The 26,250-nt window shown below is 64.0% G+C and carries 20 protein-coding genes and 1 pseudogene; 5 read left to right on the forward strand and 16 right to left on the reverse strand.

Annotated elements, in window-relative coordinates; genetic code table 11:
* Nucleotides 1–3: 3 nt before the first annotated feature.
* Nucleotides 4–705 carry a response regulator transcription factor gene (locus E5221_RS15465; protein WP_061552588.1) on the reverse strand — a complete coding sequence of 234 codons (702 nt, stop codon included), beginning with the start codon at nucleotides 703–705 and terminating at the stop codon, nucleotides 4–6.
* A gap of 272 nt (nucleotides 706–977) precedes the next feature.
* On the opposite strand from E5221_RS15465, the gene E5221_RS15470 reads away from it, so the two are divergent.
* The 3 genes from E5221_RS15470 (at nucleotide 978) to mobA (ending at nucleotide 5,930) form a co-directional block, all read left to right on the forward strand.
* A complete protein-coding gene (locus tag E5221_RS15470) occupies nucleotides 978–2,153 on the forward strand; it encodes an efflux RND transporter periplasmic adaptor subunit (RefSeq protein ID WP_247845922.1) in 1,176 nt (391 codons plus the stop codon).
* 11 nt (nucleotides 2,154–2,164) lie between these two features.
* Complete coding sequence (locus E5221_RS15475; protein ID WP_015270564.1) at nucleotides 2,165–5,293, forward strand: efflux RND transporter permease subunit; 3,129 nt, start codon at nucleotides 2,165–2,167, stop codon at nucleotides 5,291–5,293.
* Between the two features lie 61 nt (nucleotides 5,294–5,354).
* Nucleotides 5,355–5,930, forward strand: coding sequence for a molybdenum cofactor guanylyltransferase MobA (gene mobA, locus E5221_RS15480; RefSeq protein WP_039614687.1), 576 nt, complete (start codon nucleotides 5,355–5,357; stop codon nucleotides 5,928–5,930).
* A gap of 169 nt (nucleotides 5,931–6,099) precedes the next feature.
* Here the strand turns inward: mobA and E5221_RS15485 are convergent, their stop codons facing one another.
* From E5221_RS15485 to peaA, 5 genes are all read right to left on the reverse strand, one after another.
* Nucleotides 6,100–7,773, reverse strand: coding sequence for a fatty acid CoA ligase family protein (locus E5221_RS15485; RefSeq protein ID WP_247845923.1), 1,674 nt, complete (start codon nucleotides 7,771–7,773; stop codon nucleotides 6,100–6,102).
* 131 nt (nucleotides 7,774–7,904) lie between these two features.
* Nucleotides 7,905–9,026: a quinohemoprotein amine dehydrogenase subunit beta gene (gene peaD, locus E5221_RS15490; protein WP_015270567.1), complete on the reverse strand. Its 1,122-nt coding sequence runs from the start codon at nucleotides 9,024–9,026 to the stop codon at nucleotides 7,905–7,907.
* Nucleotides 9,027–9,058: 32 nt separating this feature from the next.
* Entirely contained in the window at nucleotides 9,059–9,382 is a 324-nt protein-coding gene (gene qhpC, locus E5221_RS15495) for a quinohemoprotein amine dehydrogenase subunit gamma (RefSeq protein ID WP_004375838.1), read from the reverse strand.
* Nucleotide 9,383: 1 nt separating this feature from the next.
* Nucleotides 9,384–10,814: a quinohemoprotein amine dehydrogenase maturation protein gene (peaB, locus tag E5221_RS15500; protein WP_015270568.1), complete on the reverse strand. Its 1,431-nt coding sequence runs from the start codon at nucleotides 10,812–10,814 to the stop codon at nucleotides 9,384–9,386.
* 49 nt (nucleotides 10,815–10,863) lie between these two features.
* Nucleotides 10,864–12,429, reverse strand: coding sequence for a quinohemoprotein amine dehydrogenase subunit alpha (peaA, locus tag E5221_RS15505; RefSeq protein WP_047934355.1), 1,566 nt, complete (start codon nucleotides 12,427–12,429; stop codon nucleotides 10,864–10,866).
* Nucleotides 12,430–12,887: 458 nt separating this feature from the next.
* Between peaA and E5221_RS15510 the strand changes: the two genes are divergently transcribed.
* Together E5221_RS15510 and E5221_RS15515 are read left to right on the forward strand one after the other, a co-directional pair.
* Entirely contained in the window at nucleotides 12,888–14,381 is a 1,494-nt protein-coding gene (locus E5221_RS15510; protein ID WP_061552594.1) for an aldehyde dehydrogenase family protein, read from the forward strand.
* 137 nt (nucleotides 14,382–14,518) lie between these two features.
* Nucleotides 14,519–15,832, forward strand: a complete 1,314-nt coding sequence (locus E5221_RS15515) for an alginate export family protein (RefSeq protein WP_247845924.1) — start codon at nucleotides 14,519–14,521, stop codon at nucleotides 15,830–15,832.
* 139 nt (nucleotides 15,833–15,971) lie between these two features.
* On the opposite strand, the gene E5221_RS15520 is transcribed toward E5221_RS15515, so the two are convergent.
* The 10 genes and pseudogenes from E5221_RS15520 to E5221_RS15565 form a co-directional block, all read right to left on the reverse strand.
* Nucleotides 15,972–17,264, reverse strand: coding sequence for a tryptophan 7-halogenase (locus tag E5221_RS15520; RefSeq protein WP_247845925.1), 1,293 nt, complete (start codon nucleotides 17,262–17,264; stop codon nucleotides 15,972–15,974).
* Nucleotides 17,257–17,934, reverse strand: coding sequence for a hypothetical protein (locus E5221_RS15525; protein WP_061552597.1), 678 nt, complete (start codon nucleotides 17,932–17,934; stop codon nucleotides 17,257–17,259). The genes E5221_RS15520 and E5221_RS15525 overlap by 8 nt, the downstream gene beginning before the upstream one ends.
* Nucleotides 17,924–19,657 carry an ABC transporter ATP-binding protein gene (locus tag E5221_RS15530; RefSeq protein WP_247845926.1) on the reverse strand — a complete coding sequence of 578 codons (1,734 nt, stop codon included), beginning with the start codon at nucleotides 19,655–19,657 and terminating at the stop codon, nucleotides 17,924–17,926. Before E5221_RS15530 ends, E5221_RS15525 begins: the two co-directional genes overlap by 11 nt.
* A 1-nt stretch (nucleotide 19,658) precedes the next feature.
* Nucleotides 19,659–21,569: a sigma-54-dependent Fis family transcriptional regulator gene (locus E5221_RS15535; RefSeq protein ID WP_247845927.1), complete on the reverse strand. Its 1,911-nt coding sequence runs from the start codon at nucleotides 21,567–21,569 to the stop codon at nucleotides 19,659–19,661.
* Nucleotides 21,570–21,908: 339 nt separating this feature from the next.
* A pseudogene (locus E5221_RS15540) lies at nucleotides 21,909–22,168 on the reverse strand (CsgG/HfaB family protein); the annotation flags it as partial.
* Between the two features lie 43 nt (nucleotides 22,169–22,211).
* Nucleotides 22,212–22,787 (reverse strand): cupin domain-containing protein, encoded by a 576-nt coding sequence (locus E5221_RS15545; RefSeq protein ID WP_247845928.1) that lies wholly within the window; start codon nucleotides 22,785–22,787, stop codon nucleotides 22,212–22,214.
* A gap of 10 nt (nucleotides 22,788–22,797) precedes the next feature.
* Nucleotides 22,798–23,928, reverse strand: a complete 1,131-nt coding sequence (locus E5221_RS15550) for a hypothetical protein (RefSeq protein ID WP_247845929.1) — start codon at nucleotides 23,926–23,928, stop codon at nucleotides 22,798–22,800.
* Nucleotides 23,912–24,811, reverse strand: coding sequence for an NAD(P)-dependent oxidoreductase (locus tag E5221_RS15555; protein WP_247845930.1), 900 nt, complete (start codon nucleotides 24,809–24,811; stop codon nucleotides 23,912–23,914). Before E5221_RS15555 ends, E5221_RS15550 begins: the two co-directional genes overlap by 17 nt.
* A complete protein-coding gene (locus E5221_RS15560) occupies nucleotides 24,811–25,437 on the reverse strand; it encodes a hypothetical protein (RefSeq protein WP_247845931.1) in 627 nt (208 codons plus the stop codon). The genes E5221_RS15555 and E5221_RS15560 overlap by 1 nt, the downstream gene beginning before the upstream one ends.
* Nucleotides 25,438–25,443: 6 nt before the next feature.
* Nucleotides 25,444–26,229, reverse strand: a complete 786-nt coding sequence (locus E5221_RS15565) for a hypothetical protein (protein WP_247845932.1) — start codon at nucleotides 26,227–26,229, stop codon at nucleotides 25,444–25,446.
* Nucleotides 26,230–26,250 lie beyond the last annotated feature (21 nt).

Raw genomic sequence — 26,250 nt, forward strand, 5'->3', positions numbered from 1 at the left:
CGGTCAACACTCCCACTCGACACGGCTGAACAGGTAGCCCTTGCCCCACACAGTCTTGATCTTGCGCGCTTCGCCGGCGTTATCGTCGAACTTGCGCCGCAGCTTGGAGATGGCCACATCCACCGAGCGGTCGGTGCCGTTGAACTCGATACCCCGCAGTTGCTGCAGGATGCGGTCGCGGTTCAGCACTTCGCCGGCATTGCGCGCCAGTACCACCAGCAGGTTGTACTCGCCGCTGGACAGCTCCACCTCTTCGCCGCGCCAGCTCACAGTGCGCTCGGCCAGGTCGATGCGCAGGCCACCGATCAGGATCAGGTCGTTGTCCAGGCGCGGCTCGTTGACGCTGCTGCGACGCAGCAGGGTACGCACGCGGGCCAGCAGTACGCGCGGTTCGCAGGGTTTGGTCACGTAGTCGTCGGCGCCCATTTCCAGGCCCAGAACCTGGTCGTGGCTGTCGTCGCGGGCGGTCAGCATCAGGATCGGCAGGCCCTGCGACTCCTGGCGCAGCAGGCGGCACAGCTGCAGGCCGTCGATGCCCGGCAGCATCAGGTCGAGGATGACCAGGTCGGGCTTTCGCCGGCGGTACTCGTCAAGCACATGATCGCCACGGGCGATCACCTGGACATGGAAGTCGTTGCGTTGCAGGTAGCTGGCGATCAGTTCGGACAGGGCGCTGTCGTCTTCGACCAGGAAAATATTCGGCATAGGTGCTTGGAAGTCTGGGTTGTGGTAGGCCTTGCCGGCCTCTTCGCGGGTAAACCCGCTCCCACAGGGACTGCACAGGTTCCAGATGCTGTGCGGTCCCTGTGGGAGCGGGTTTACCCGCGAAGAGGCCGGTACAGGTACACGCAGAATATAGAACCCTACAGGTCGAGAGGATTGTTCTTCACACTTTTTCACACTCGTCCTACAGGTATTAACAGCCACGCAAGGAACGCCTGCCGTAGCATACCGGCGGTCATCATCGGAAGATCCGTATGTCTACTACCCTCCCCCCACGCTTGCGCCCGTTGGCGCTTCTGGCGTTCCTGAGCCTGTCCCTGGCCGGCTGCGACGACAGCGCCGAACAGGAAGAACAGGCCCCCACCCCGCAAGTGCGGGTGGAAACCCTGCAACTGCAGCCACTGGCCATCAGCAGTGAGCTCAGCGGCCGTATCCTCGCGCCGCGCACCGCCGAAGTGCGAGCACGTGTCGCGGGCGTTGTGCTCAAGCGGGTGTACCGCGAAGGCAGCGACGTCAAGCAGGGCGATGTGCTGTTCCTGATCGACCCGGCGCCGTTCAAGGCCGACCACGACAGCGCCCGCGCCACCCTGGCCAAGGCCGAGGCCACCCTGTACCAGGCACGTCTGCAGGAGCAGCGCTACCGCGAACTGGTCGACGACAAGGCCGTCAGCCGCCAGGAATACGACAACGCCAAGGCCAGCTACCTGCAGGCCGATGCCGCAGTGGCCGAGGCCAGGGCCGCCCTGGAACGCGCCCGCCTCAACCTCGGCTACGCCACCGTGACCGCGCCGATTTCCGGCCGTATCGGCCGCGCCCAGGTCACCGAAGGTGCGCTGGTCGGGCAGAACGAGACCACGCCCCTGGCGACCATCCAGCAGCTGGACCCGATCCACGCCGATGTCTCCCAGTCGACCCGCGAGCTCAACGCCCTGCGCCGCGCCATGCGTGCCGGCGAGCTGCAGCAGGTGGGCGACGGCCAGGCCCGGGCCACGCTGATCCAGGACGATGGCAGCACCTACCCGTTGCCGGGCAAACTGCTGTTCTCCGACATCAGCGTCGACCCCAGCACCAACCAGATCACCCTGCGCAGCGAGTTCCCCAACCCGGACCTCGACCTGCTGCCCGGCAGCTACGTGCGCGTGCGCCTGGAACAGGCCGTGCAGCCCAGGGGCCTGAGCGTGCCGCAGCGCGCCATCCTGCGCGACAGCGCTGGCGTGCCCAAGGTGCTGGTGGTCGACCCGCAGGCCCGGGTCAGCGACCGCCAGGTAGTACTGGGCAGCGCCCAGGGCGACCGCTGGATCGTCAGCGAAGGCCTGGCCCCCGGCGAGCGGGTGGTGGTGGAAGGCCTGCAACACGTCAAGGCCGGTGACCAGGTGCAGGTCGACAACGCATCAGGGGCATCGCCCATCGCACAGCACACTGGCCAGTGAGGGCCTGATTCATGCCGCAATTCTTCATCGACCGCCCGGTATTCGCCTGGGTGGTCGCCTTGTTCATCCTGCTGGCCGGTGCCCTGGCCATCCCACAACTGCCGGTGGCCCAGTACCCCAACGTGGCCCCGCCGCAGGTGGAAATCTACGCCGTGTATCCGGGCGCTTCGGCGGCGACCATGGACGAGAGCGTGGTCAGCCTGATCGAGCAGGAACTCAACGGCGCCGACAACCTGCTGTACTTCGAGTCGCAGAGCAGCCTGGGCAGCGCCACCATCACCGCCACCTTCGCCCCGGGCACCAACCCGGACCTGGCCCAGGTCGACGTGCAGAACCGCCTGAAGGTGGTCGAGTCGCGCCTGCCGCGCCCGGTAACCCAGCAAGGCCTGCAGGTGGAAAAGGTCTCCACCGGTTTCCTGCTGCTAGCCACCCTCACCTCCGAAGATGGCAAGCTCGACGAAACCGCCCTGTCGGATATCCTTGCGCGCAACGTGATGGACGAAATCCGCCGCCTCAAGGGCGTCGGCAAGGCCCAGCTGTACGGTTCGGAACGCGCCATGCGCATCTGGATCGACCCGCGCAAGCTGATCGGCTTCAACCTCACGCCCAACGACGTGGCCGAGGCCATCGCCGCGCAGAACGCCCAGGTGGCCCCCGGCAGCATTGGTGACCTGCCCACCCGTGGCACCCAGGAAATCACCGCCAACGTGGTGGTCAAGGGCCAGCTGAGCACCCCCGAGGAGTTCGCCGGGATTGTCCTGCGTGCCAACCCGGACGGTTCCACGGTGACCATCGGCGATGTCGCCCGGGTCGAGATCGGTGCCCAGGAATACCAGTACGGCACGCGCCTGAACGGCAAGCCGGCCACCGCCTTCAGCGTGCAGCTGTCGCCGGGCGCCAACGCCATGGAAACCGCCACCCTGGTGCGGGCGAAGATGCAGGACCTGGCGCGCTACTTCCCGGAAGGCGTCAAGTACGACATCCCCTACGACACCTCGCCATTCGTCAAGGTGTCGATCGAGCAGGTCATCAACACCCTGTTCGAAGCCATGCTGCTGGTGTTCGCGGTGATGTTCCTGTTCCTGCAGAACCTGCGCTACACCCTGATCCCGACCCTGGTGGTGCCGGTGGCCCTGATGGGCACCTTCGCCGTAATGCTGGCCATGGGCTTCTCGGTCAACGTGCTGACCCTGTTCGGCATGGTGCTGGCCATCGGCATCCTGGTCGACGATGCCATCGTGGTGGTGGAGAACGTCGAGCGGATCATGGCCGAAGAAGGCCTGCCGCCCAAGGAGGCCACGCGCAAGGCCATGGGCCAGATCAGCGGCGCGATCGTCGGCATTACCCTGGTGCTGGTGGCAGTGTTCCTGCCCATGGCCTTCATGCAAGGCTCGGTGGGGGTGATCTACCAGCAGTTCTCGCTGTCGATGGCAGTGTCGATCCTGTTCTCGGCGTTTCTCGCCCTCAGCCTGACCCCGGCGCTGTGTGCCACCCTGCTCAAGCCGGTGGCCAAGGGCGAGCACCACGAACGCAAGGGCTTCTTCGGCTGGTTCAACCGGCGCTTCGAGGGCATGAGCAACGGTTACCAGCGCTGGGTGGTGCAGGCGCTCAAGCGCAGCGGCCGCTACCTGCTGGTATACGCGCTGTTGCTGGCAGTGCTGGGCTATGGCTTCAGCCAACTGCCCACGGCGTTCCTGCCCACCGAAGACCAGGGCTACACCATCACCGATATCCAGCTGCCGCCAGGCGCCAGCCGCATGCGCACCGAACAGGTGGCGGCACAGATCGAGGCGCACAACGCCGAAGAGCCCGGCGTGGGTAACACCACCTTGATCCTGGGTTTCAGCTTCTCGGGCAGCGGGCAGAACGCGGCACTGGCCTTCACCACGCTCAAGGACTGGTCCGAGCGCGGTGCTGACGACAGCGCCCAGTCGATCGCCGACCGCGCGACCATGGCCTTTACCCAGCTCAAGGACGCCGTGGCCTATTCCGTGCTGCCACCGCCAATCGACGGCCTTGGCGAGTCGACCGGCTTCGAGTTCCGCCTGCAGGACCGCGGCGGCATGGGCCACGCCGAGCTGATGGCCGCCCGCGACGAGCTGCTGGCAAATGCCGGCAAAAGCAAGGTGCTGACCAACGTGCGCGAAGCCTCGCTGGCGGAAAGCCCGCAGGTACAACTGGAAATCGACCGCCGCCAGGCCAACGCCCTGGGCGTATCGTTTGCCGATATCGGTTCGGTGCTGGACGTGGCCGTGGGTTCCAGCTACGTCAACGACTTCCCCAACCAGGGCCGCATGCAGCGGGTGGTGGTGCAGGCCGAAGGCGACCAGCGCAGCCAGGTCGAAGACCTGCTGAAGATCCACGTGCGCAACGACAGCGGCAAGATGGTGCCACTGGGCGCCTTCGTCCAGGCCAGGTGGGTCAGCGGCCCGGTGCAGCTGACCCGCTACAACGGCTACCCGGCGGTGTCGATTTCCGGCGAACCGGCAGCCGGCTACAGTTCGGGCGAAGCCATGGCCGAAATCGAGCGCCTGGTGGCCCAGCTGCCGGCCGGTGCCGGCCTGGAATGGACTGGCCTGTCGCTGCAGGAGCGGCTGTCCGGCAGCCAGGCACCGATGCTGATGGCGCTGTCGTTGCTGGTGGTGTTCCTGTGCCTGGCAGCGCTGTACGAAAGTTGGTCGATCCCCACCGCAGTACTGCTGGTAGTACCGCTGGGCGTGCTCGGTGCGGTGCTGGCGGTGACCCTGCGCGGCATGCCCAACGACGTGTTCTTCAAGGTCGGCCTGATCACGTTGATCGGCCTGTCGGCGAAGAACGCCATCCTGATCATCGAGTTCGCCAAGAGCCTGGTCGACCAGGGCGTCGATGCCGCTGACGCCGCCGTGCAGGCCGCGCGCCTGCGCCTGCGGCCGATCGTGATGACCTCGCTGGCGTTCATCCTCGGCGTGGTGCCGCTGGCCATTGCCAGCGGCGCCAGCTCGGCCAGCCAGAAGGCGATCGGTACCGGGGTGATCGGCGGCATGCTCAGCGCCACCCTGGCCGTGGTGTTCGTGCCGGTGTTCTTCGTGGTGGTGATGCGCCTTGCCGGGCGACGCCAGGCGGGTAATGCCGACACGCAGGCCGTGACCAGCGACAGCTGACTGGACAAGCCCCGCGTGAAATGGGAGGGTTCCCGGCATTGACTGCCCGGAACCCTTTTTCATGCCTGATGCCCTGCCCCCCTGCTCCATCCTCATTCTCGCCGGTGGCCGCGGCCAGCGCATGGGCGGGCGCGACAAGGGCCTGGTCGACTGGCAGGGCGAACCGCTGGTGGCGCATGTGCAGCGCGTGGTACGGCCGCTCAGCGATGACCTGGTGATTTCCTGCAACCGTAACCAGCAGGCCTACCAGGCGTATGCCGACCAGTTGGTGGGCGATGCCGAGGCGGACTACCCCGGGCCGTTGGCGGGGGTGATTGCCGGGCTCAAGGTGGCGCGGCATGAATGGGTGGTGCTGCTGGCCTGTGATGCACCGCTGGTTGACCGGGGGTTGATCGAGGACCTGCTGCACCTGGCAGTGACCAGTGACAGTGCGGCCATGGTGCGCCAGGGTGGGTACTGGCAGCCGATGTTCAGCGTGCTGCCACGCCGGGTGTTGCCGGTGCTGGAACAGGCCTGGGCGGCGGGAGAGCGGAGTTTGCAGAAGGCCTTGCTGCGTGAAGCGGTGCAGGGGCTGGAATGTGCCGACGATGATCGCAGGTTGAGCAACTTCAACAGCCCGGAGTTGTTGCAAGGCTGAGGTCATCTGCTGCCCTTGAGGCCTGTGCAATACCTGTGGGAGCGGGTTTACCCGCGAAGAGGCCAGTACAGGCAGTAGATGCTCCCCACAGGTTCTCCACTGCCCTTGAGGCCTGTGCAGTACCTGTGGGAGCGGGTTTACCCGCAAAGAGGCCGGTACAAGCGACACCTCACCCGGCAGACAGCTCCTCGACACTGATCTCGCGCATGCGGAACTTCTGCACCTTGCCGGTCACCGTCATCGGGAACTCATCGACAAAGCGGAAGTACCGCGGCACCTTGAAGTGCGCGATCCGCGCCTTCGCCCAATCGCACAGTTCCTCCGCGCTGGCCGTATGCCCCGGGTGCAGCCGCACCCAGGCCACGATCTCTTCACCGTACTTGCTGCACGGCACACCAATCACCTGCACATCGGCCACCGCCGGGTGGGTGAAGAAGAACTCCTCCAGCTCGCGCGGGTAGATGTTCTCGCCGCCGCGAATGATCATGTCCTTGCTGCGCCCGACAATACGCACATAGCCCTGCTCGTCCATCACCGCCAGGTCGCCGGTGTGCATCCAGCCGTCCTCATCGATGCTTTCGGCCGTGGCCTTGGGGTTGTTCCAGTAGCCCAGCATCACGCTGTAACCCCGCGTGCACAGCTCGCCGATCTCACCACGCAGCAGCGTGTTGCCATCGGCATCGATCACCTTGTTCTCCAGCCGCGGCTGGGTGCGCCCGACGCTGGTCACGCGGCGTTCCAGGTCGTCGCTGGCGCCGGTCTGCAGCGACACCGGGCTGGTCTCGGTCATGCCGTAGGCAATCTGCACCTCGGCCATGTGCATCTCGCCGATAACCCGGCGCATCACTTCGATCGGGCAGGTGGCGCCGGCCATGATCCCGGTGCGCAGGCTCGACAGGTCGAACTCGCCGCGCTGGGGGTGGTCCAGTTCGGCGATGAACATGGTCGGCACACCATACAACGCAGTGGCCTTTTCTTCCGCCACCGCACGCAGGGTGGCCAATGGGTCGAAGGCGTCGTTGGGGTAGATCAGGGTGCTGCCGTGGGTCATGCAGCCGAGGTTGGCCATGACCATGCCGAAGCAGTGGTACAGCGGCACCGGCACCACCAGCCGGTCATGCTCGGTCAGGCCCAGGCTTTCACCGACCATGTAGCCGTTGTTGAGGATGTTGCTGTGGCTGAGGGTGGCGCCTTTCGGGAAACCGGTGGTGCCCGAGGTGTACTGGATATTGATCGGGTCGTCACAGCGCAGCTGTGCCTGGCGCTCGGCAAGGGCTTCGCGGCTGACGGCCGCGGCACGGGCCTGCAGGTCGTGCCAGGCGAGAAAGCCCGCCGGTGGCGCGACGGCCAGGCTGACCACACCGCGCAGTTCGGGGAAGCGTTCGCAGATCAGGGCGCCCGGCTGGCTGCTGGCCAGGCCCGGAACCAGGCCCAGCAACATGGCGTGATAGTCGGATGTCTTGAACGCGTCGGCGCAGACCACCCAGCGGCAGCCGGACTGGCCGAGGGCGTAGTCCAGTTCGCTGGAGCGGTAGGCCGGGTTGATGTTGACCAGGATCGCGCCCACCTTGGCGCTGGCGAACTGGGTGATACACCACTCTGCGCAGTTGGGTGCCCAGATGCCGAGGCGGTCACCGGGCTGCACGCCCAGGGCCATCAGCGCACGGGCGTGCTGGTCGACGGCGTCGGCCAGCTGCTGCCAGGTGTAGCGCAGGGCCTGGTGGCGGACGACCAGGGCGTCACGGTCGGGGAAGCGGGCGACGGTGGTGTCGAAGGCATCGCCGATGCACTGGGTAAGCAGGGGTTTGTCCTGGTTGCCCTGGGAGTAGCTTGGCTGGGGCATGGGCGGTCTCTTGTTGTTCTTGTGTTGATTGAGCGGGCCTCTTCGCAGCACAAGGCTGCTCCTACATTGGAGTGCAGTAGCCTGTAGGAGCAGCCTTGTGCTGCGAAGAGGCCAGTGAAGCCATCCTGGAGCTAACGGATGAACACCTGCGGCGTGGTGGTGGACATGTCCCCACCCGGCAACTTGATGTTCTTCACTTTCTCCAGCGTATCCGGGTTGAACACCGCCAGGTCGTTGAAGGTGCCGCCCAGGTACAACTTGTCGCCTTTCTTGTCGAAGGCCACGCAGTAGTAAGTGTGGTCCAGATTTGCCGCCTTGATCAGCTTGCGCTGTTTGAGGTCGTACTTGGCCAGGCGGTTGAGCACGCCGTAGATCTGGTTCGGGTCTTTCGGCGAACGCAGCCCGGTGAAGTACAGCTCGGTCAGGTCGGCAAACTCCTGGGTGTGGGTCTTGCCGGTCTTCAGGTCGACGCTCAGGTAGCCATACAGCAGATCGGCGGTCGCCGGGTCCTGCTTGTCATCCTTGAACCTGGCAATGGTGTACAGCATCGAAAACTCGTGGCGCGGGCTCTGGTGCGGCCAGAAGTACAGCACGTCCGGGGCGCTGTAGCCTTTGCGGTTCCAGTTGCGCAGCGGCAAGGCCACCGTGTACTTGCCGGTCTTCACGTCCATCTTGTAGATGTCCGGCCCGGCGACGTACAGGCTGCCATCGTCCGCCGCACGCATCAGGTACACCTGGCGCGGCATCGGGAAGGTGCGCACCGGCTTGGCCTCCAGGCCATCGGCGGTGCTGAACACCTCCAGCCGCGGTGGCTTGACCACGTAGTGGTCGTTTAGGCGCTGGGTCGGGTTGACCGTGGCGTACACTTCCTTGCCGTCCGGGCTGATGGCGAACGAGTACATCGACCGGCCCACCTCACCCGGCACACTGGACAGGTTGGCGTGGAAGGTGTTCTTGCAGGTGTCCAGGTCGATGCCGTAGATGTCGCCGTAGTGGTTGTTGAGCACGTAGGCGGTGCGGTTGTCCGGCGCCATCATCGCGGTGCCGGGGCCGAACTTGTCGGGCATCACGCAGCTCTTGTACACCGTGTCACTGGCCACATCGACCACGTGCAGGTTGTTCGGGTAGTTGGTCACGATCATGTATTCGTGGCCAGCCTTCAGCGCCGGCCCGGTGTCGGCGGCCTGTACCAGCCCGGCACAGGCCGTGGCGGCGATGGTGAGCGCGAGTGACGCGCAGCGTCCAGCTTTCATGCGGTTTCCCCTTGTCATTCTTGTTGGGCCGGTCACTTGTCTTTCGGGAACACGGTGCCGAGGTTGCGCCAGTCTTCCGCCGAGTTGCTCGCCTGGGCGTTCCAGTCCTGGTAGGTGCTCATCATGTCCGGCACCTGGGCCGGCCACCAGCAAGGGTCGGAGCAGCCATACAGGTCGGCCTCCATCGGCTGGCACAGCGAGCTCACGCCACCAAAGGCGTCCACTTCCCAGCCCGGGTCGGTGGTGGCGGTGCAGCCCGCCACTGCGCTCATGGCCATGACTTCTTCGACGCGATCTTCGGCGGCGGCCTGCTCGAGGATGCGCGCCTTGTTGTTCAGGGGCTTCAAGTGCTTCATGTCAGTGCGCCTTCCGCGGGGTGATGTAGCGATCGATGAAGGCCGGGTTGGCGGCCATGATGCGGCTGTAGACTTCGATGCCGAAGTCGACCCAGTCGCGCATCAGTTCGCAATAGTGGTAGGTCGGGTGCTGCGGGTCGCCATAGCGGGCATAGCTTTCGTGGTAGCAGCCGCCGGAGCACAGGTTGCGGATGCGGCAGCTGTCGCAGCCGGTGTTGCTGCGGTCCAGGCGCTGCGACAGGAAGTCGTTGAGCTGCGCCTGCTTCACGCCCTGGTGCACATTGCCGAAGGTCGGCAGGCTGGAGCCGGTGAAGCGGTGGCACAGGTTCAGCTCGCCCTCATGGTCCACGGCCAGCATCTTCAGCCCGGCGCCGCACGGCAGGGCCTTCTTGTGGCCCTCGTGGATGTCGGTGATCAGCTGGTGCAGGTTGGAGAAACCGATGTTGCGGTGCTCCAGCGCAGCCTCCAGGTAGCGCCGGCCCAGCGCCTTCATGTTGGCGAACACCTGCACCAGCTCTTCGCCGGTCAGGTTGAAGTTGGCCATGTCGCCGGAGGTGACCGGGGCAAAGCCGACTTCAGCGAAGCCCAGTTCGTTGAACAGGTGGTTCCAGATGGTCTCGACATCGGTGATGCCACGGGTCAGCGTGACCCGCGCGCCCACCGGGCGGCTGTGGTAGCGCGACAGCAGCATGTCGACCTTGCGCCGCACCACGTCATAGGTGCCCTGCCCGCCCACGGTGATGCGGTTGCGGTCGTGCACGGTCTTGGGGCCGTCGATGCTGATCGACAGGCCGAAGCGATGGGCATTGAGCCAGTCGACGATCTCTTCGTTGAGCAAGGTGGCATTGGTGGTCATGATGAATTCCACCTGCTTGCCCGCCTCGGCGAAGCGCCGCTCGCAGTAGGCGACCATGTGCTCGATCAGTGGCCGGTTGGACAGCGGCTCGCCACCAAAGAACACCACGCTGTAGCGCTGCTCGTCGGGCGACTCCTTGAGCAGCATCTCCACCGAAGCCTCGGCGGTGGCGGTACTCATCTTCTTGCCCGCGGACGGTTTGTCCAGGTCTTCCTTGTAGCAGTAGGTGCAGCTGAGGTTGCAGCCGGTGTTGACGTTGAGCACCACGGTGTTCAGCGCCGTGCGCTCGACCTGCTTGAGGGCGATTTCCGGGGTCAGCGGCGAGCCGTCGCTGACCAGTTCCAGCGCGATCAGCTCGCGCAGGGTGTCCTGGATATCGCTGCCGGCAAACCGCTGGCCAAGGCGCTGCATCAGCTCCTCGGCCGAGCAGCCTTGCTGGCGCAGGGTGTCGATGATGCCGCCGGTCACCGCGTCGGCGGTGAACAGCGAACTGCTGGGGATATGGAACAGCATGCGGTCGGCGTCGACCTGCACTTCATGCAGGTTGCGTTCGACCAGGTTCAGTAGCGCGCCCATGGCGACCTCCCGATAATCGATCCGTTGGAAAACCGTAAGCCCCCTGCCGTTACGGCAGCGGCGGGTTGTTCCAGCGCTGTACGGTGACGATCATGTGCCCCTCGCCAGTCTGGCCACCGTCGGCCAGGGTGGCGATGACCTTCAGGTTGCCGGCGTTGTTGGTCATCATCTTGCGCTCCGGGTTGGGGCCGGCACCGCCTGGCACGAACACGCCATCGGCCTGCATCTTCCCGGCGAACTTGACGTCTTCGTCCTCGACCGCACGCTCGTTGAAGGGCTCGACCTTCCAGCTGGCCGGCAGGTAGCCGATGCGCAGCGGCTGGCCATTGGCGTCCTTGCCCCAGGCTTCGGCCTCGAAGCGGCCCTGCACCTTGGGCACCGAGGCACCGTTTTCGCCGATGCGGGCGATGGAGAACGCCGGCACCACTTTCACTTCCTCGACTTTGTCGTACACCGCCAGGTTGACGCCCTTGAGCGCCCCTACGGCGACTTCGCGCTGGCCAGGCTTGGCATCGGCCGCGGCGCGGGCCTTCACCCGTACCAGGGTCGGGGTCTGCTCCAGCACCTCGGTCACTTCCACGCCAGCGCCCAGGTCCGGTTTGCCGGCCAGGCCGCTGCCGACCAGGGTGATCTCGCTTTCGCCACCGGCCTTGATGAATGCCGGTTGTACCGCCAGCAGGCGCGCCTTGCCCTCCTTCACTGCGGTGAAGTCCAGGCCACGCTCGTCGTGCTCGGCCTCGAACATGCGGCCCTTCATTTCGCCATCCAGCGCGGCGAACACCTGGCGCAGGTTGGCGTCGCCGACCTTGACGTTGCCACGCCATTCATAGCCGTTGTAGAGGATCGCCGAACCGCTGCCATTGAACGGCGTGCCGTCGGCATAAGCGCCCTTGACCTCGACCTTGAAGGTGTCACCCTGGTCAGGCGTGACGCTCATCACCCCGCGTACATCGCCCTTGGCCAGCATGTGGCCGCTGAATGCCCACTGGCCCGGCAGCGCATCGGCCTTGGGCCTGGCTTTCTGCCATTCGGCCCACGCCGCGCTTTCCAGCGGGTAGCGCTTGGCCAGGTCCGGCACCACTTGTTGCAGGGCGATCGGCAGCCAGTCGCGGTCACGCGCCTGGGCCTGGTATTCGAGGGACGGCCACTGGCCGAGATGGAAGTTGACCAGGTGCTCCCACTCCTTGGCCGGGCGCCGCTGCAAGGCGACACGGGCACCGGAGTGGCAACGGCCACAGGTTTCGCTGAGCTGGGTGTCGAACTGCTCGACAGTGTTCAGCCGGCGCTCCATGGCATACCGCACGCCATCGGTTTCGCTGGGCGCCAGGCCCTGCTTGTCGGCCAGGTACTTGACCAGGGTGCGGCGGTCGTCGTCGCTTATCTGCAGGCCGTGCATCACCTGCATGCGGGCGATGCTCATCAGCCAGCCTTCCGGCGTCTTGCGCTGGTGGCTGATGCGGCTGTAGGTGTCGTTGCCTTCGGGGATATGGCACCCCATGCACTTGTTCTGCAACAGGCTCGGGCCCTGCTCGGCCGCCATGGCCTGGGTGCTCAGCAGCGCGGCGGCGACCAGCGCCAGTTTGCCCGCATGCCGCCGGAGTCGAGTCGTCTTCAAGGTCAGACCTCCACGGTTGTTGTTCTTATCGTTTTCGCACGCTTTGGTACAGCAGGTGTGCATGTGACGGTTGTGATACAGGAACTGTGCCAGGTGCTGTAAAAGCGTTTTCTTTCAACCTGTTAGCCGGTTTTTCGGCCTTGGCCAGCAGCAGGTATGGCCAATTGCAGCGTGCCATTTCGCGACAGGGTGTTTCATCCTGAGACAGGGGCCTGCCCGCTCCCACACGCCGGGGCCAGCGCTGTACCGGTGGGAGCGGGCGTGCCCGCGAAGAGGCCGGAACAGCCACTGTTTCACCACCGTCTCACACCGTCTCAATGTGCAACAGCGCAACCCTGCAATCCCAACCTTGCAACAGGACAAAACCCAACCCGTTCAACGGTTTGCAGCCATCTACCGACCTTGGCACGCCCATTGCGCCTATGCCTGTCACATCCAATGACAAGAGGCACCGTCCCATGCTTTCCGAACTGCCCATCCTGCCCGCCACCCGCGCCTTTCTCGAACGCAAGCTGAAGATGCGCATCGGCGCCGACTGGCAGGACGCCGCCAGCGGTCGCACCCTGTCGTTCCGCAACCCGGCCACTGGCGAGGTACTGGGTGAAGTGCCCGCCGCCGAGGCCGAAGATGTCGACCGCGCCGTGCGCGCCGCTCGCCAGGCCTTCGACGATTCGCCGTGGAGCCGCCTGCGCCCACGCGAACGGCAGAACCTGCTGTGGCGCCTGGCCGACCTGATGGAGCGCGACGCCCGCCAGCTGGCCGAACTGGAATGCCTGAACAACGGCAAGAGCGCCGCCGTTGCCCAGGTGATGGACGTGCAACTGGCCATCGACTTCCTGCGCTACATGGCCGGCTGGGCCACCAAGATCGAGGGTAGCACCGTCGAAGCCTCGATGCCGTTGATGCCCAACGACCAGTTCCATGGTTTCGTGCGGCGCGAGGCAGTGGGCGTGGTCGGCGCCATCGTCGCCTGGAACTTCCCGTTGCTGCTGGCCTGCTGGAAGCTCGGCCCGGCCCTGGCTACCGGTTGCACCGTCGTGCTCAAGCCCGCGGACGAAACACCGCTGAGCGTGCTCAAGCTGGCTGAACTGGTGGACGAAGCCGGCTACCCGGCGGGCGTGTTCAACGTGGTCACCGGCACCGGCCTGAGCGCCGGCGCCGCACTCAGCCGCCACCCCGGCGTGGACAAGCTGACCTTTACCGGCTCCACCGAGGTCGGCAAGCTGATCGGCAAGGCAGCCATGGACAACATGACCCGCGTCACCCTGGAACTCGGCGGCAAGTCGCCGACCATCGTCATGCCCGACGCCAACCTGCAGGAAGCCGCCGCCGGCGCCGCCACGGCGATCTTCTTCAACCAGGGCCAGGTGTGCTGCGCCGGGTCCCGCCTGTACGTGCACCGCAAGCACTTCGACAACGTGGTGGCCGACATTGCCGGCATCGCCAACGGCATGAAGCTGGGCAGCGGCCTGGACCCTGCGGTGCAGATGGGCCCGCTGATCTCGGCCAAGCAGCAGGACCGCGTCACCGGCTACATCGAGCTTGGCCGCGAGCTGGGCGCGACCATCGCCTGTGGTGGCGAAGGCTTCGGGCCTGGCTACTTCGTCAAGCCGACAGTTATCGTCGATGTCGACCAGCGCCACCGCCTGGTACAGGAAGAGATCTTCGGGCCGGTGCTGGTGGCGATGCCGTTCGATGACATCGACGAAGTGATCGGCATGGCCAACGACAACCCCTATGGCCTGGGTGCGAGCATCTGGTCCAACGACCTGGCCGCCGTGCACCGGATGATCCCACGCATCAAGTCGGGGTCGGTGTGGGTCAACTGCCACAGCGCCCTCGACCCTGCCTTGCCGTTTGGCGGCTACAAGATGTCCGGCGTCGGCCGTGAGATGGGGGCGGCTGCCATCGAGCACTACACCGAGCTGAAATCGGTGTTGATCAAGCTCTGATCATTTTCCTGTACCGGCCTCTTCGCAGCACAAGGCTGCTCCTACAAAGGTAGCGCGGTCCTTGTAGGAGCAGCCTTGTGCTGCGAAGACGCCGGCACAGGCAACCCGAAAACAACAACAAAAACATGGAGCACACCATGAGGCACAAACTCGCCTGCACATTGGCCCTGCTGTTCGCCGCCCCCATCACCCAGGCCTACGAGCTGTACAACCACGACGGCACCACCCTCAACGCCGACCTCGAAGCCCTGTTCGGCGCCTTCCACAGCGACGAAAGCTTCAACCTGGCCGGCAACCGCAAGCCCGGCAGCACCGCTTGGCAGGAAGGCTACGTCAAGTATGGCCTCAGCGGCAGCCAGGCCCTGGCCGACAGCGGCGCGCTATACGGCGCCTTCAACCTGCTCAGTTCCGCCACCTGGGGCGACGGCGATGCCGCCGGCCTGACCCTGGGTGACGAGCGCCGCACCGCCATCGAAGACCTGTACCTGGGCTGGCGCTCGGCCAACCTGTTCCCGGCCCTGGGCGAAGACGGCGTGGACATTTCCGGCGGCCGCCAGGTGGTGACCCTGGGCGACGGCTTCCTGATCCAGGGCGACCCGGTGAACCTGGGCAAGGTCGACCTGGGCGCCAACTTCGACCGCGGCGGCGCCTACTACCTGGCCGCACGCAAGGCCTTCGACCGCACCGCCGTGCTGCGCCTTGGTGGCAATCAAGGCTGGCGCAGCGACCTGATGTGGCTGAAGTCCGACAACCACTACCAGGCCGACACCTCGCTGGCGGTGGCCAACCTGGAGCACGTCGCCGACGCCGGCACCGTCGGCCTGAGCTGGATCCGCGGCCTCGACGTGGACCAGCGCTACGCGCAGATCATGGGCCTGGAACACCGCGACGGCATGGACACCGCCAGCCTGCGCGGGCGTGGCAGCCTGGGGGTGAAAGACCTGGAGCTGGCCGCCGAGTACGTGACCCAGGACAAAACCGGCGGGCGGGAGAACGCCTGGTACCTGGAAGGCAACTGGACCTTTTCCGAACTGCCCTGGTCCCCCACCGCCACCTACCGCTACAGCCGCTTTTCCGAAGACTTCGACCCGCTGTTCTATGGCCTGAGCCGTGGCTATGGCACCTGGTTCCAGGGTGAGGTGGCGGCGAACTATGCCGGGCCGTTCAACAGCAACAGCCAGGTGCACCACGTGGCACTGAAGGGCAAGCCACGGGACAACCTGACCGTCGGCGCGCTGTACTTCGACTTCGATACGCTGGACACCGACCAGGGCAACCTGGGCGGGCGGGAGCTGGACCTGTATGTGGAATGGATGGTCAACGACCACCTGCTGATCAGCCCGCTGGTAGGGTTCTACAAGCCGGAGCGCGGCGCGGCCAATGGCGGGACGCAGCTGGGTGGGCGGGATACCGGCACCTATATGCAGCTGATCGTCGGGACTTTCTTCTGATTCGAAATCCTGGGGCTGCTACGCAGCCCATCGCGACACAAGGCCGCTCCTACAGGTACCGCACAAGCATCATGGGCATCACCGAACCTGTAGGAGCGGCCTTGTGTCGCGAAAGGGCCGCAAAGCGGCCCCGGCAATCTCAAACCAAGCCCTGCTCCAACAACCACCGCCGCACCATCATCTGCTGCTCCCCTGGCAGGCCTGACAACACTGACTCGAGAGGTCGGCCGCTACGCAGCCCCCGCACCACCGGCGCCAGCTCCACCCCCTGCAAATGCCACACCCCCAACGGCTGATCCGCCGTCACCACCACCTCGGCCTCATCCACCAGCCCGTCACGCAACACCGGCCGCCGCTCGACCCTCACCGCGCTCCAGTCCGCCGCCACGTGCAATGCCTGCATGTCCGGCCAACCCTGCCGCCGCGCCCAGAACGGCTGCCCCACCCGACCCTGCTCTTGCCCATAAAAATCCCGCCCGATCCGGGCAAAACGCAAAAACAGCTGTTCGATCCGCTGCTGGTGAAACTGCCGCGCCAACCCGGCCCGCTCGGGCCTGCGCAGCAAGGTATTGATCACCACCGGCGCCTGCAGCGCCGAAGACAGCGACTGGAAGATCCCGTTACCCGATAGCGGGTCAACGGCCATCGCAGCATCGCCCACGCGTATCCAGTCCTGCCCGACGCACTCACCGGCCAGAATCGCGGTGCTGCTGCGCGCATGCACCTCTGCCGGCGCCAAGGCCCTGGCATCGAACAGCTCGGCCACCAGCACGCTCCCGGCTCGCCGCGCCGCACAGTAATCCGCCAATCCGGCCTTGCCCGGCAGCCCGACGGCGTCCAGGGTGACTTGCCAGTAGCAGCGGCCGTCTTCCAGGCGCGCCATCCACGCCCAGCCATCCGCCAGGCTCTCCACCGCCGACGCGGGCGCCCCGGGGGCGGCCTGCCAGACATTCAGCAAGCTGACCGTCTCCGGCCCGCGCAGGCGGTCGGCGGCCAACGGGGCCTGGCGGCCTCGGGCTTCGACCAGGAAATCGGCCTGCAGTACCTGCCCGTCGTCCAGGCGAATACCATGAACGACTTGGCGAACCACCTCACGCACCCGCCCCTCGACCACGCTCACACCCGCACGCTGAAGGTCGTCGCGCAGCGCCCGGTCAAACCTTTGCCGGTCGAGTAGAAACTCCTGGTTCAGTTGCAGCTGCTGGCCGTTCCAGTGCACTTGCCGAGTCGCCGGCATCGCCGCCTGGCGCAACGCCCCGCCAAGGCCGGCGTGGCGCAGCCCGTCCAGCACCCGCTGCGAAACCCCTTCGACCGCCGCGAACCGGCGCCACTCCGACACGACCGTCACCGCATAACCCAGCCGCCGCAGGCCAATGGCCGTGGCCGCACCCGCAGGGCCTGCCCCCAACACTACAATGCGCGGTTCAGCCATGGCCGACACCTCGTCGCTCTGGGCCGGTAAACGCCGCGTGGTGGCGCAACCAGTCATGAACCTGCTGCTGGCCCATGCCCGGCTCGTCACGCAGCAACGCAGCGATCCTGCCACTCAGGGCCGCGCAGCCCAGGCTCGCGCCTGCCCTGCCGCCCGCCCCCACATAACCGCCAAAGTCCGCCTGCCGGGTACCAAGCCAGGACCACTGGCCAGGCGCACAGCGGGCGTCGCCTGTGACCCGTATCACCCCGGGGTAGCTGGCCGGATACACTGGCCCGCCCTGGGCCGGGCTGGAGGCGCACAACAGCACACCCGCGGCCAAAGCCTCGGCGCAGGCCTGGTGCAGCACAGGCCGGTCCTGCTGCAGGCCAAGGCTGAGGTTGACCAGCGTAACCCCCGCCTCCACCAGCCACAGCAGCGCGGCCGCCACCTGCAAGGCACTGGTGCTGGCCTGGGCGCCGAAAACCTGGGCCAGCAGCACGGGCACCGGCCCGGCCTCCCGCTGCAAGCCGGCGAGCACCGCGCTACCGTGCCCAAGCTGGTCGGGCAGCATGTCACCTTCGCGCAACTGGCCGTCCTCCAGCCAGAAGCGGCGCGCGCCCAGCAAGGCGCTGGCCTGCTCCGGCGTGCAACCACTGTCGATCACGCCAACACGCACGTCAGTGCCCATGCCTGATCACCTCCTCGGGCAGCACCTGCAACTGGCCAGCTTGCAACTGCAGGTGCAGGTCGGCATCGGCCAGGGTCGAAGCACGGTGGCTGATCAGGATGCGCGTGCGGCCGGCGAACAGCTGGTCGATGGCCGCGATCACTTCGCGCTCGGTGGCTTCGTCCACCGCCGAGGTGGCCTCGTCCAGTACCAGGATCGCCGGCGCCTGCAGCACCGCGCGGGCGATGGCTATGCGCTGTTTCTGCCCGCCGGACAACTGCTGGCCACGCTCACCCAGCAGGCCGTCCAGGCCCAGCGGCAGGCTGTCGACCAGGCTGTCCAGCCGCGCCAGGCGCACCACCCGCTCCAGTTCCTCACGGCTGGCCTCGGGCACGCCATAGGCCAGGTTCTGTGCCAGGGTGCCGCGGAACAGCACGATATCCTGGCTGACCACCGCAATGCGCCGGCGCAGCGCGGCCAGGTCCAGTTCGCGCAGGTCGGTGCCGTCCAGCAGGATGCGCCCGGCGTCCGGGTCGTAGAAGCGCTGCAGCAGGTCGATCAGGGTCGACTTGCCCACCCCCGAGGCACCGCTGATGGCCACCTTCAGGCCACCCGGCACGCACACCTGCACGTCGTTCAGCACCGCGCCCTGGCGCCCTTCATGAGCAAAGCTCACCCCCTCGAGGCGCAATTCGCCCGGCCCGTCGGGCACCGGCTGCGGGTTGGCCGCCGGGCGCACGGCCACGGCCTCCTGCTTCAGTTCCATCACCCGCCCCAGGCTCACCGCCATGCGCTGCACCGCCACGTACAGGCCCAGCAGGCTCTGCACCGGCCCTACCGCCATGCCCATGTAGGTGGAAAAGGCGATCAGCGCACCTAGTTGCCAAGTGCCCTGGATTACCCACCAACCGCCGACCAGGAACGCGCAGGCGCGGCACCAGGAGGTCAGCGTGCCGGGGATGGCCTGGGTGAAGAATTCGGTCACCTGCACCTTGAGCAGCTGGCGCATGTAGCCCTGGCCCAGCTGGTCCAGGCGCCCCGCCTCGCGGCCTTGCTGGCCGGCGGCCTGGATGAACTTCATCGCCGGCAGGGTTTCGACCAGGAATGACGACACATCTGCCGAGCGTTCGCGCAGGTTGCGTACTTCGCGCTCCACCTTGCGCCGCATCCAGCGCAGCCACAGCACTTCGATCGGTACCAGCAGCGCCAGCAGCAGCGACAGTTGCCACGAAAGCATCAGCATCAACACCACCGCGCCCACCAGGCCGATCACCGCCGACACCGCCGAAAACAGCGAATCCACGGCAAAGCGCTGGATTTCCGCCACATCGCCATCCAGCCGCGAAAGGATGTCGCCGATGCGCCGCCGCCCGTAGAACGTCGGCGACAGCTGCTGCAGGTGGCGGTAAAGGTTGTCGCGCAGGGCAAACAGGATGCGCCCCGACAAGCGCGTGTGCAGGTAGCGGTTGACCCCGGCCAGCACGGTACCCAGCAGGCCCGCGCCGATCATGATCGCGGCCATGTGCCAGAGGGTCTGGTAGTCCTTGGCCAGCAGCCCCTCGTCGATCAGCGTCTTGACCAGCCAGGGTTGCGCCAGCGCCAGCAACGAGGCGCCCAGCGACAAACCGAGCAACAGGCCGATGGCGCGTCGATGGGGGCGCACGAAACCATACAGCCAGGCCAACGCCTGGCGCATGAGCACAGGGTCGCTGGACTCCACCAGCCGGGCGAACAGGCCGCCCACGTCAGCCGCGCAACTGTTTGAGCTTGCGGTACAGCGTCGCCCGGCTGATACCCAGCGCCTCGGCCGCCGCGGACACGTTGCCCTGATGGCGCGCCAAGGCGCCACGGATCAGCTCCAGCTCGTTGTCCTTGAGGCTGCCGGAAGGCGCCGTGCCACTGGCCAGTTCGTCCAACAGGCAGTCGGTGAGGTGGTCGAGGGTCAGCACCTGCTCGCCGTCCTCGCGCATGGCCAGCGCGGTGCGCACGACCATTTCCAGCTGGCGGATGTTGCCCGGCCAGTCGAAGCCTTCGAGCAACGCGTTCAGGGCCGGGTCCAAGGTCACGCCCCGGGCATCGGACTTGTCCAGCAGCCCCTGGATGATCACCGCCAGGTCATCACGCTCGCGCAGTGCCGGCAGGCGCAGCGACACGCCGTTGACCCGGTAGTAAAGGTCTTCGCGGAAGTGCTGCTCCTGCACCAGGCGCTTGAGGTCGCGGTGCGTGGCACAGATCAATGCCACATCGATGTCCTGCTCGTCGCCCGCCCCCAGCGGTGCCACGCGCCGTTCCTGCAGTACCCGCAACAAGCGCGCCTGCAGCGCTAGCGGCATGTCGCCGATTTCGTCGAGGAACAGCGTGCCGCCGTGGGCCTGCATCAGCCGGCCGACCATGCCGCCCCGGCGCGAGCCGGTGAACGCACCTTCACGGTAGCCGAACAGTTCGGACTCGATCAGCCCTTCGGGGATGGCCGCGCAGTTGACGGCCACGAACGGTTTGTCGGCACGCGGGCTGGCCTGGTGCAGGGCCCGTGCGACGACTTCCTTGCCGGTACCGGTCTCGCCCAGCAGCAGCACCGGCAGGCCATTGCCCAGCCCCTGGCGGGCCATGCGCAGGTTGCGCGCCAGGCGCTGGTCGCCACCGGCCAGGGCGTCGAGGGCGGGTGACTGCTTGCCCGGCGCCAGCTTGCTCACCGGCGTGCTGCCGTTGACCCGGCCATGGCGCGGCAGCTGCAGGGCGCGGAAGTAGAACTCGCCCTTGGCCGTCTGCACACTGCTCACCCCGCCCTGCCACAGGCGGGCGATGAAGGCCGGTGACCGTTCACCCAGCAGGTCGCTGCTGCGCCGGCCCAACAGCTCATGGCGCGGCACCTGCAACAGCTGGCAGGCACTGTCGTTGGCAGCCAGCACTTCACCGTCCAGGCTCAGCGCCAGCAGGCCATGCCAGGCGCTGTTGAGGTATTGCGGGCGGCTGTGGAAGGCCAGCACCAATTGCTCCGGATGGCACAGGCCAAACATACGGCTTTCGATGTTGCCGGCCGCCAGCATCAGCGTCGACAGGCTGTCCTGTGGTTGCGCCATCACCCCTTCACGGGTGATGTCGAGCACGCCGATCACCTCGCCGCGCGGGTCGCGCAGGGGTACCGAAGTGCAGGAGAACGGGCTGAGGCGGTCGAGGTAATGTTCGCCGCAGTTGATCAAGGTCGGCCGGCCTTCCACCACTGCCGTGCCGATCGCGTTGGTGCCACGCAGCGACTCGCTCCAGCAACTGCCCGGGTGCAGGTCGCGCAGGCCCTCGCGCTGCAGCACGTGCGTTTGCCCTTCGATGGCCAGCACGTTGGCCTGGGCGTCGCCGAGGATGACGATGCCGGCCTTGCCCTGACGCGCGACCAGGTAGTCCAGTTCCGGGGTAACGGCGTCGACCAGCAGGCGGTTGCGCTCCAGCAGCATGCGCAGGTCGTGGCCCTGCTCCAGGCCCAGGCCGACCTGCTCGCCCTGCAGGCAATCCAGGCCATGGCCAAGGCTACGCCGCCAGGAGGCATCGATCTCGTCGCGCAGCATGCCCAGTGGCAGCTCGCCTTCGCTGGCCAGCTTCAGGCGGGCCTGGCGGGATTCGTGCAGCGGGTCGTGGGCGTTTGTTATTAGTTGTCGCGCCATTTTCTACTCCGGCTGTACCCCGCAAGGTGGCGGGGAACGGGCTTGGGAATTTTCCGCAGTGTGCGGGAGAAATCCCTGGCCGTCATCAGGCTGCGGTAGAAGGTGGCATATGGTGACGTTTACGTAAAGGGATACGCAGGAGCATCGCCTTGCCCAAGATCTGGAAGCTTGCACAAGCTTTGTGGGAGCGGGCATGCCCGCGAACACCGGCAAAGCCGGTGCCATCCACCGCGTCGCCTGCTTCGCGGGCGCGCCCGCTCCCACAGGGACAGCGCGGGCTTCGAGTTGACGCTGAACCTGTGGGAGCGGGCATCCCCGCGAAGAGGCCCTCAAAGCCAATCACGGCTGCTGATTCTGGCTCAGGTACTTGTCCACCTTAGCCTGCCCTTCCCCGCATCCCCTGCCACTTGCCACAACCGCCGTTCAATCCCCTTCGCCAGTAAATGCCCCACCGCCGCTTCGATCGTCGACAGCATGCACAGCTGTGCCGGTTCGTTGGTGGTGTACCCCACCTCAGCCTCCTGCAACTTCTTGAACTCGATGAATTTGAACACCCCGGAATTGCGGCCGACCGAGTAGATGGTCTTGCTGGTCATCACCTTGACCAGCAGTGGAATCACAACTATCAAAGTAAACTCAGCCTCAAGCGTAATCGACCGCCAAGATCTGCGAGTCGGCCTGTACCGCATAAAATGAATGCGGGATCCAAGAATCAATGAAAATCGAATCTCCAGTCGACAGTACATCAGTGCGGCGGTGCCCCGCTCTGCCGGACCACAGGACGCCAACCACACCTGAAAGGACGTACACAAACTCTTTCACCTGATGGCCGTCGTTTAGCGGGGCATCATCGACTCTGGTGAAGAGTGGAGAGGTTCGGAGCACCATCAGATGCTTGTCTGCCATCGTTTTCATCACATGCCGATACAAGTAGGCAGGCTGATCTTGCACACCCACAACCCTCAGGCGCTCGAACTGCGCCTGTTTGCGACAAATTTTCACTTTGTCCCGTAGGTCATCACCCTCTCCGTCGAGCTCATGAACGGCATGTGCCAAGGGAATATCCAGCATCTTAGCCAGACGAGTGAGTTGGCCAAAACCGATGCGAACCATGCTGCCTGCGTCATGATAAAACTCCTGGGCGTTCTCCAGCGTCATCTTGCGGGTTTGCAACAGCAGGGCCAACGCCTGCCTACTGACCGTTAACGTGGCTTGCATCAGGACTCCTTCAATTCAACGTCGAATGCAACAGTGCCACATCATCAAAGCTCAAAGCGCGCGACTTGATCATCGATACCTCGCGCACTAACTGCAGCAGTCTTGGAAGCTCATCCTCCACATAAGCGACTTGTAGATAATCCAACGCATATTTCAATGAGGCCCGCCCAGAATGCTTGCCCACCACGATCTGCCTATCACGCCCCAATAGCTCCGGCGCGAATGGCTCAAATGCACCACCGTTGTTGATCGTGCCGTTGGCATGAATACCCGACTCGTGGGCGAAGACATTGGCACCCACCACAGGCTGCCAAGGGTAAATGCGAGAATTAGTGGCCTCAGCTACGACCGCGCTCAAATGCTGCAGTTTTTCAAGTTTGATACCGAGATCGACGCCATATTGTACCTTCAAGGACATCAGCACTTGGGCAATATCAGGCATACCTGCCCGCTCGCCGACACCATTGACAGTGACATGGAAGTACCGCGCGCCCGCCAACAACCCAGAAATCGTGTTGCTGACTGCATAACCGAAGTCATTGTGCGCATGACACTGCGTGTCAATAGACGTCTGCGTCGAAACAACCTTGACCACATGATGGTACTGCTGCGGCGTCATCACGCCAACGGTATCGGACAACCGAAGCCTATCAGCCCCGGCCGCCTGAACATGCCCGGCATATTCAACAACGAAGGAAAGATCGGAACGCCCTACATCCTCGGCACTGATCGAGACGAAGGCGCCCCGCTGCTTTGCATAATCGATCAAGTCACAGGCCTGCTGGATCAGCCAGCTTTTTGACTTGTTGATACTGTCCTTGAGGTGGACATCCGAAGTTGGCAGACCGATATGAACGTACTTGTACCCCAGATCCAAAGTTTTCCTGATATCTTCCTTCACCCCTCGATTCCAACCGACCAGGTTGATGTCCGTCGCCTCGGTTCGCTCCAGCATCTCGCGCAGGGTACGAGTCTCACTGCCACCCATAGCGTTTATACCACCCTCAATCCACCTGACCCCCGCGTCCACCAGTGCATCAAAGATTTTCAGCTTAGTTTCTCTGTCGAAAGAAACGCCTGGGGCCTGCTCGCCATCGCGTAACGTAGTATCCTCGATGATCACATCATTGCGAATATTCATGACGCCCTCCTTGCTTTGTTGTTGGATAGAATGAGAAATACTGGCACTGGTCTCCTTGCTCACCGCACACCTGCTTAACCTTGTGAAAGGTCGTCATCGCCAAGTTTGAAAACGGATATTCCTGACCGCTCGGCAATCGCTCCTGCGCCAAGTCTAAGTCCTTGCAGCGCACGGCAAGGCTGACATTACTGGTTGCACCACCCGACAGTGCATAACCTAGCGCGACATCCATATACGCAGACCGCCCTCGACAGGACGTGAAAACTTCTGCCATGGACTTCAGATCTAGTCCTTGGGCCAATCCTTGGCTAATGACCTCTATAGCACCTGCAAGGTTGATGCTTTCAGCCAAGTTATTCAGGATCTTCAGACGCTGCGCCTTACCTGGCTCCGTCACATAGGAGACCGTCGCACAGAAGACCTTGAGTAGCGGCTGCACCAACTCATAAGCCTCTGCCCTGCCCGATACTATGGCACTCAATGTCCCTGCGAGCGCTCCCTCCACACCGCCTGAAACTGGGCACTCGATGTAATCTGCCCCCTGCTCGATAAAAGCAGCATGCAAAGCTTTGGCTGCTTCGGGCGCAAGCGTGCCGATGTCAACTACTACACTGCCAGCTCTCAGACAAGAAAGCAGGCCCAGATCGCGAGCATAGTAAACGTCCTGCACCGCCTCGCTACCGGATGTGCAGATGAACAGGAGTCGTACTTCTCTCACCAGAGCAACCATATCCGTTGCCCAAATTGCACCCTGCCGTATCAGATCAACAGACTTTTCCTTCGTTCGATTATGAATGTGCACGGGCACCTGGTTGGCCAGCAACCGTTGACAGATAGCCTGCCCCATACGCCCCAGTCCGATGAGACCCACTGAGCGATTCATCAGCAATCCCTCAGTAAGGGAATCAGAAATTCCATCAGGGCAGCGGAGACGATGGGCTCTGACTGGTTGGCATCGATAATCGTCCAGCCCATACTCTTCGACCATCGATCCATCAATCCCTTCAGCGCCGTTTGGTGCATGCAGAAAGCCTCTCGGCTCACGGCGTTCCGCCCGCACTCATAAGGGGTATAAGCTTGCTTTCTGACGCTAGTGCGTGAAACATCGACGTTGAAATAGAGCACTTTATCGACAGGCGGCAAGACCGATGCCAGTCCCAGCAGCCATTCTTCGTCATTGCCGTACAATATCTCGGACGCCATGTGTTTCATCCAATAGCCGTCGAGAATGTAAATCTGCTCTGAGTTATCCTCGCACTGCTTCATCACAGTTGCGATTGACCACATCAGAAACAATGCACGGGAAGCCCCCTGCATTTGTGCAATACATGTCCTCAACTGTTCAAGGTCCGACTTTACAAACCGACATTCTGGAAAAGTGTCCTCCTTCAAAATCTCCCACTTATCGATGACTTTGACACGCAACCCCTTGGACACCAGAAGGCGCTCAAGGTGTCGGCATTGCGTGGACTTTCCAGAACCATCAATACCAGCAAGTGCAATTAACATATGGCATCACCCGCTCGAAAATAACGTCCCAAATTGACACAGCCCGCACAGAGACATATCCACCTCTTCAAAAAAATCGAAGGAGAGAACTTCGGACACAACACCCCGACTCGCGAGCAACCGCTGCTGCATAAACTTATTGCGCATACCGCCGGTCAAATCCGTCAAGGACGAGCCACTTACGAACCCCTCAACTTCTGAAGCATTGGAATCATCCACCATGGAAATTAAATTACCAGCCCCATCATAAACGCCAGAAACATCAGAGTAGTACAGCACCCTACGGACCTCAAAGTCCACCGTAAGTAGCGCAGCAATATTGTCACTAGAATAAATTTCCGCCCGCCGCTCACCCTGCAGCAATAAGTCACCTGTTAGCAAAGGTATGTATCCCGCCGCCATAGCAGCAGTTAGCGAGCGCGTGTTAATCATAATTTGACCGCACTCATCAACCCCCAGTAAGGCACCGCTTTGAAATGGATACACACGAAGCGAATGCTCGACAAATATCCGTGTGATATCTAACAACATCGAAAACATCACAGATGTCATCATCGGCAGATTGGCGGAAGGCAACCCTACCTGCTGCTCAAATATTCGATAATCAGTGGGAGCCACATTCCCGAATGACCCTCCTCCAAAAATCAAAATTACCGGCAAATCAATATACGCCAGCTTGGCTTTCAATACCGATGCGATCTTAGAGATCACATCGCACCTCAATACATAGCGCTCCCGCTTTTCCGTTGTAACGCTTCCTCCCAGCTTTATCACATAACAGCGCGGACTCATATAGCTGCCTCCCAAACCGAG

This window comes from Pseudomonas sp. A2 (genome assembly GCF_023100865.1).
GTDB classification, from domain to species: Bacteria; Pseudomonadota; Gammaproteobacteria; order Pseudomonadales; family Pseudomonadaceae; genus Aquipseudomonas; species Aquipseudomonas asiatica.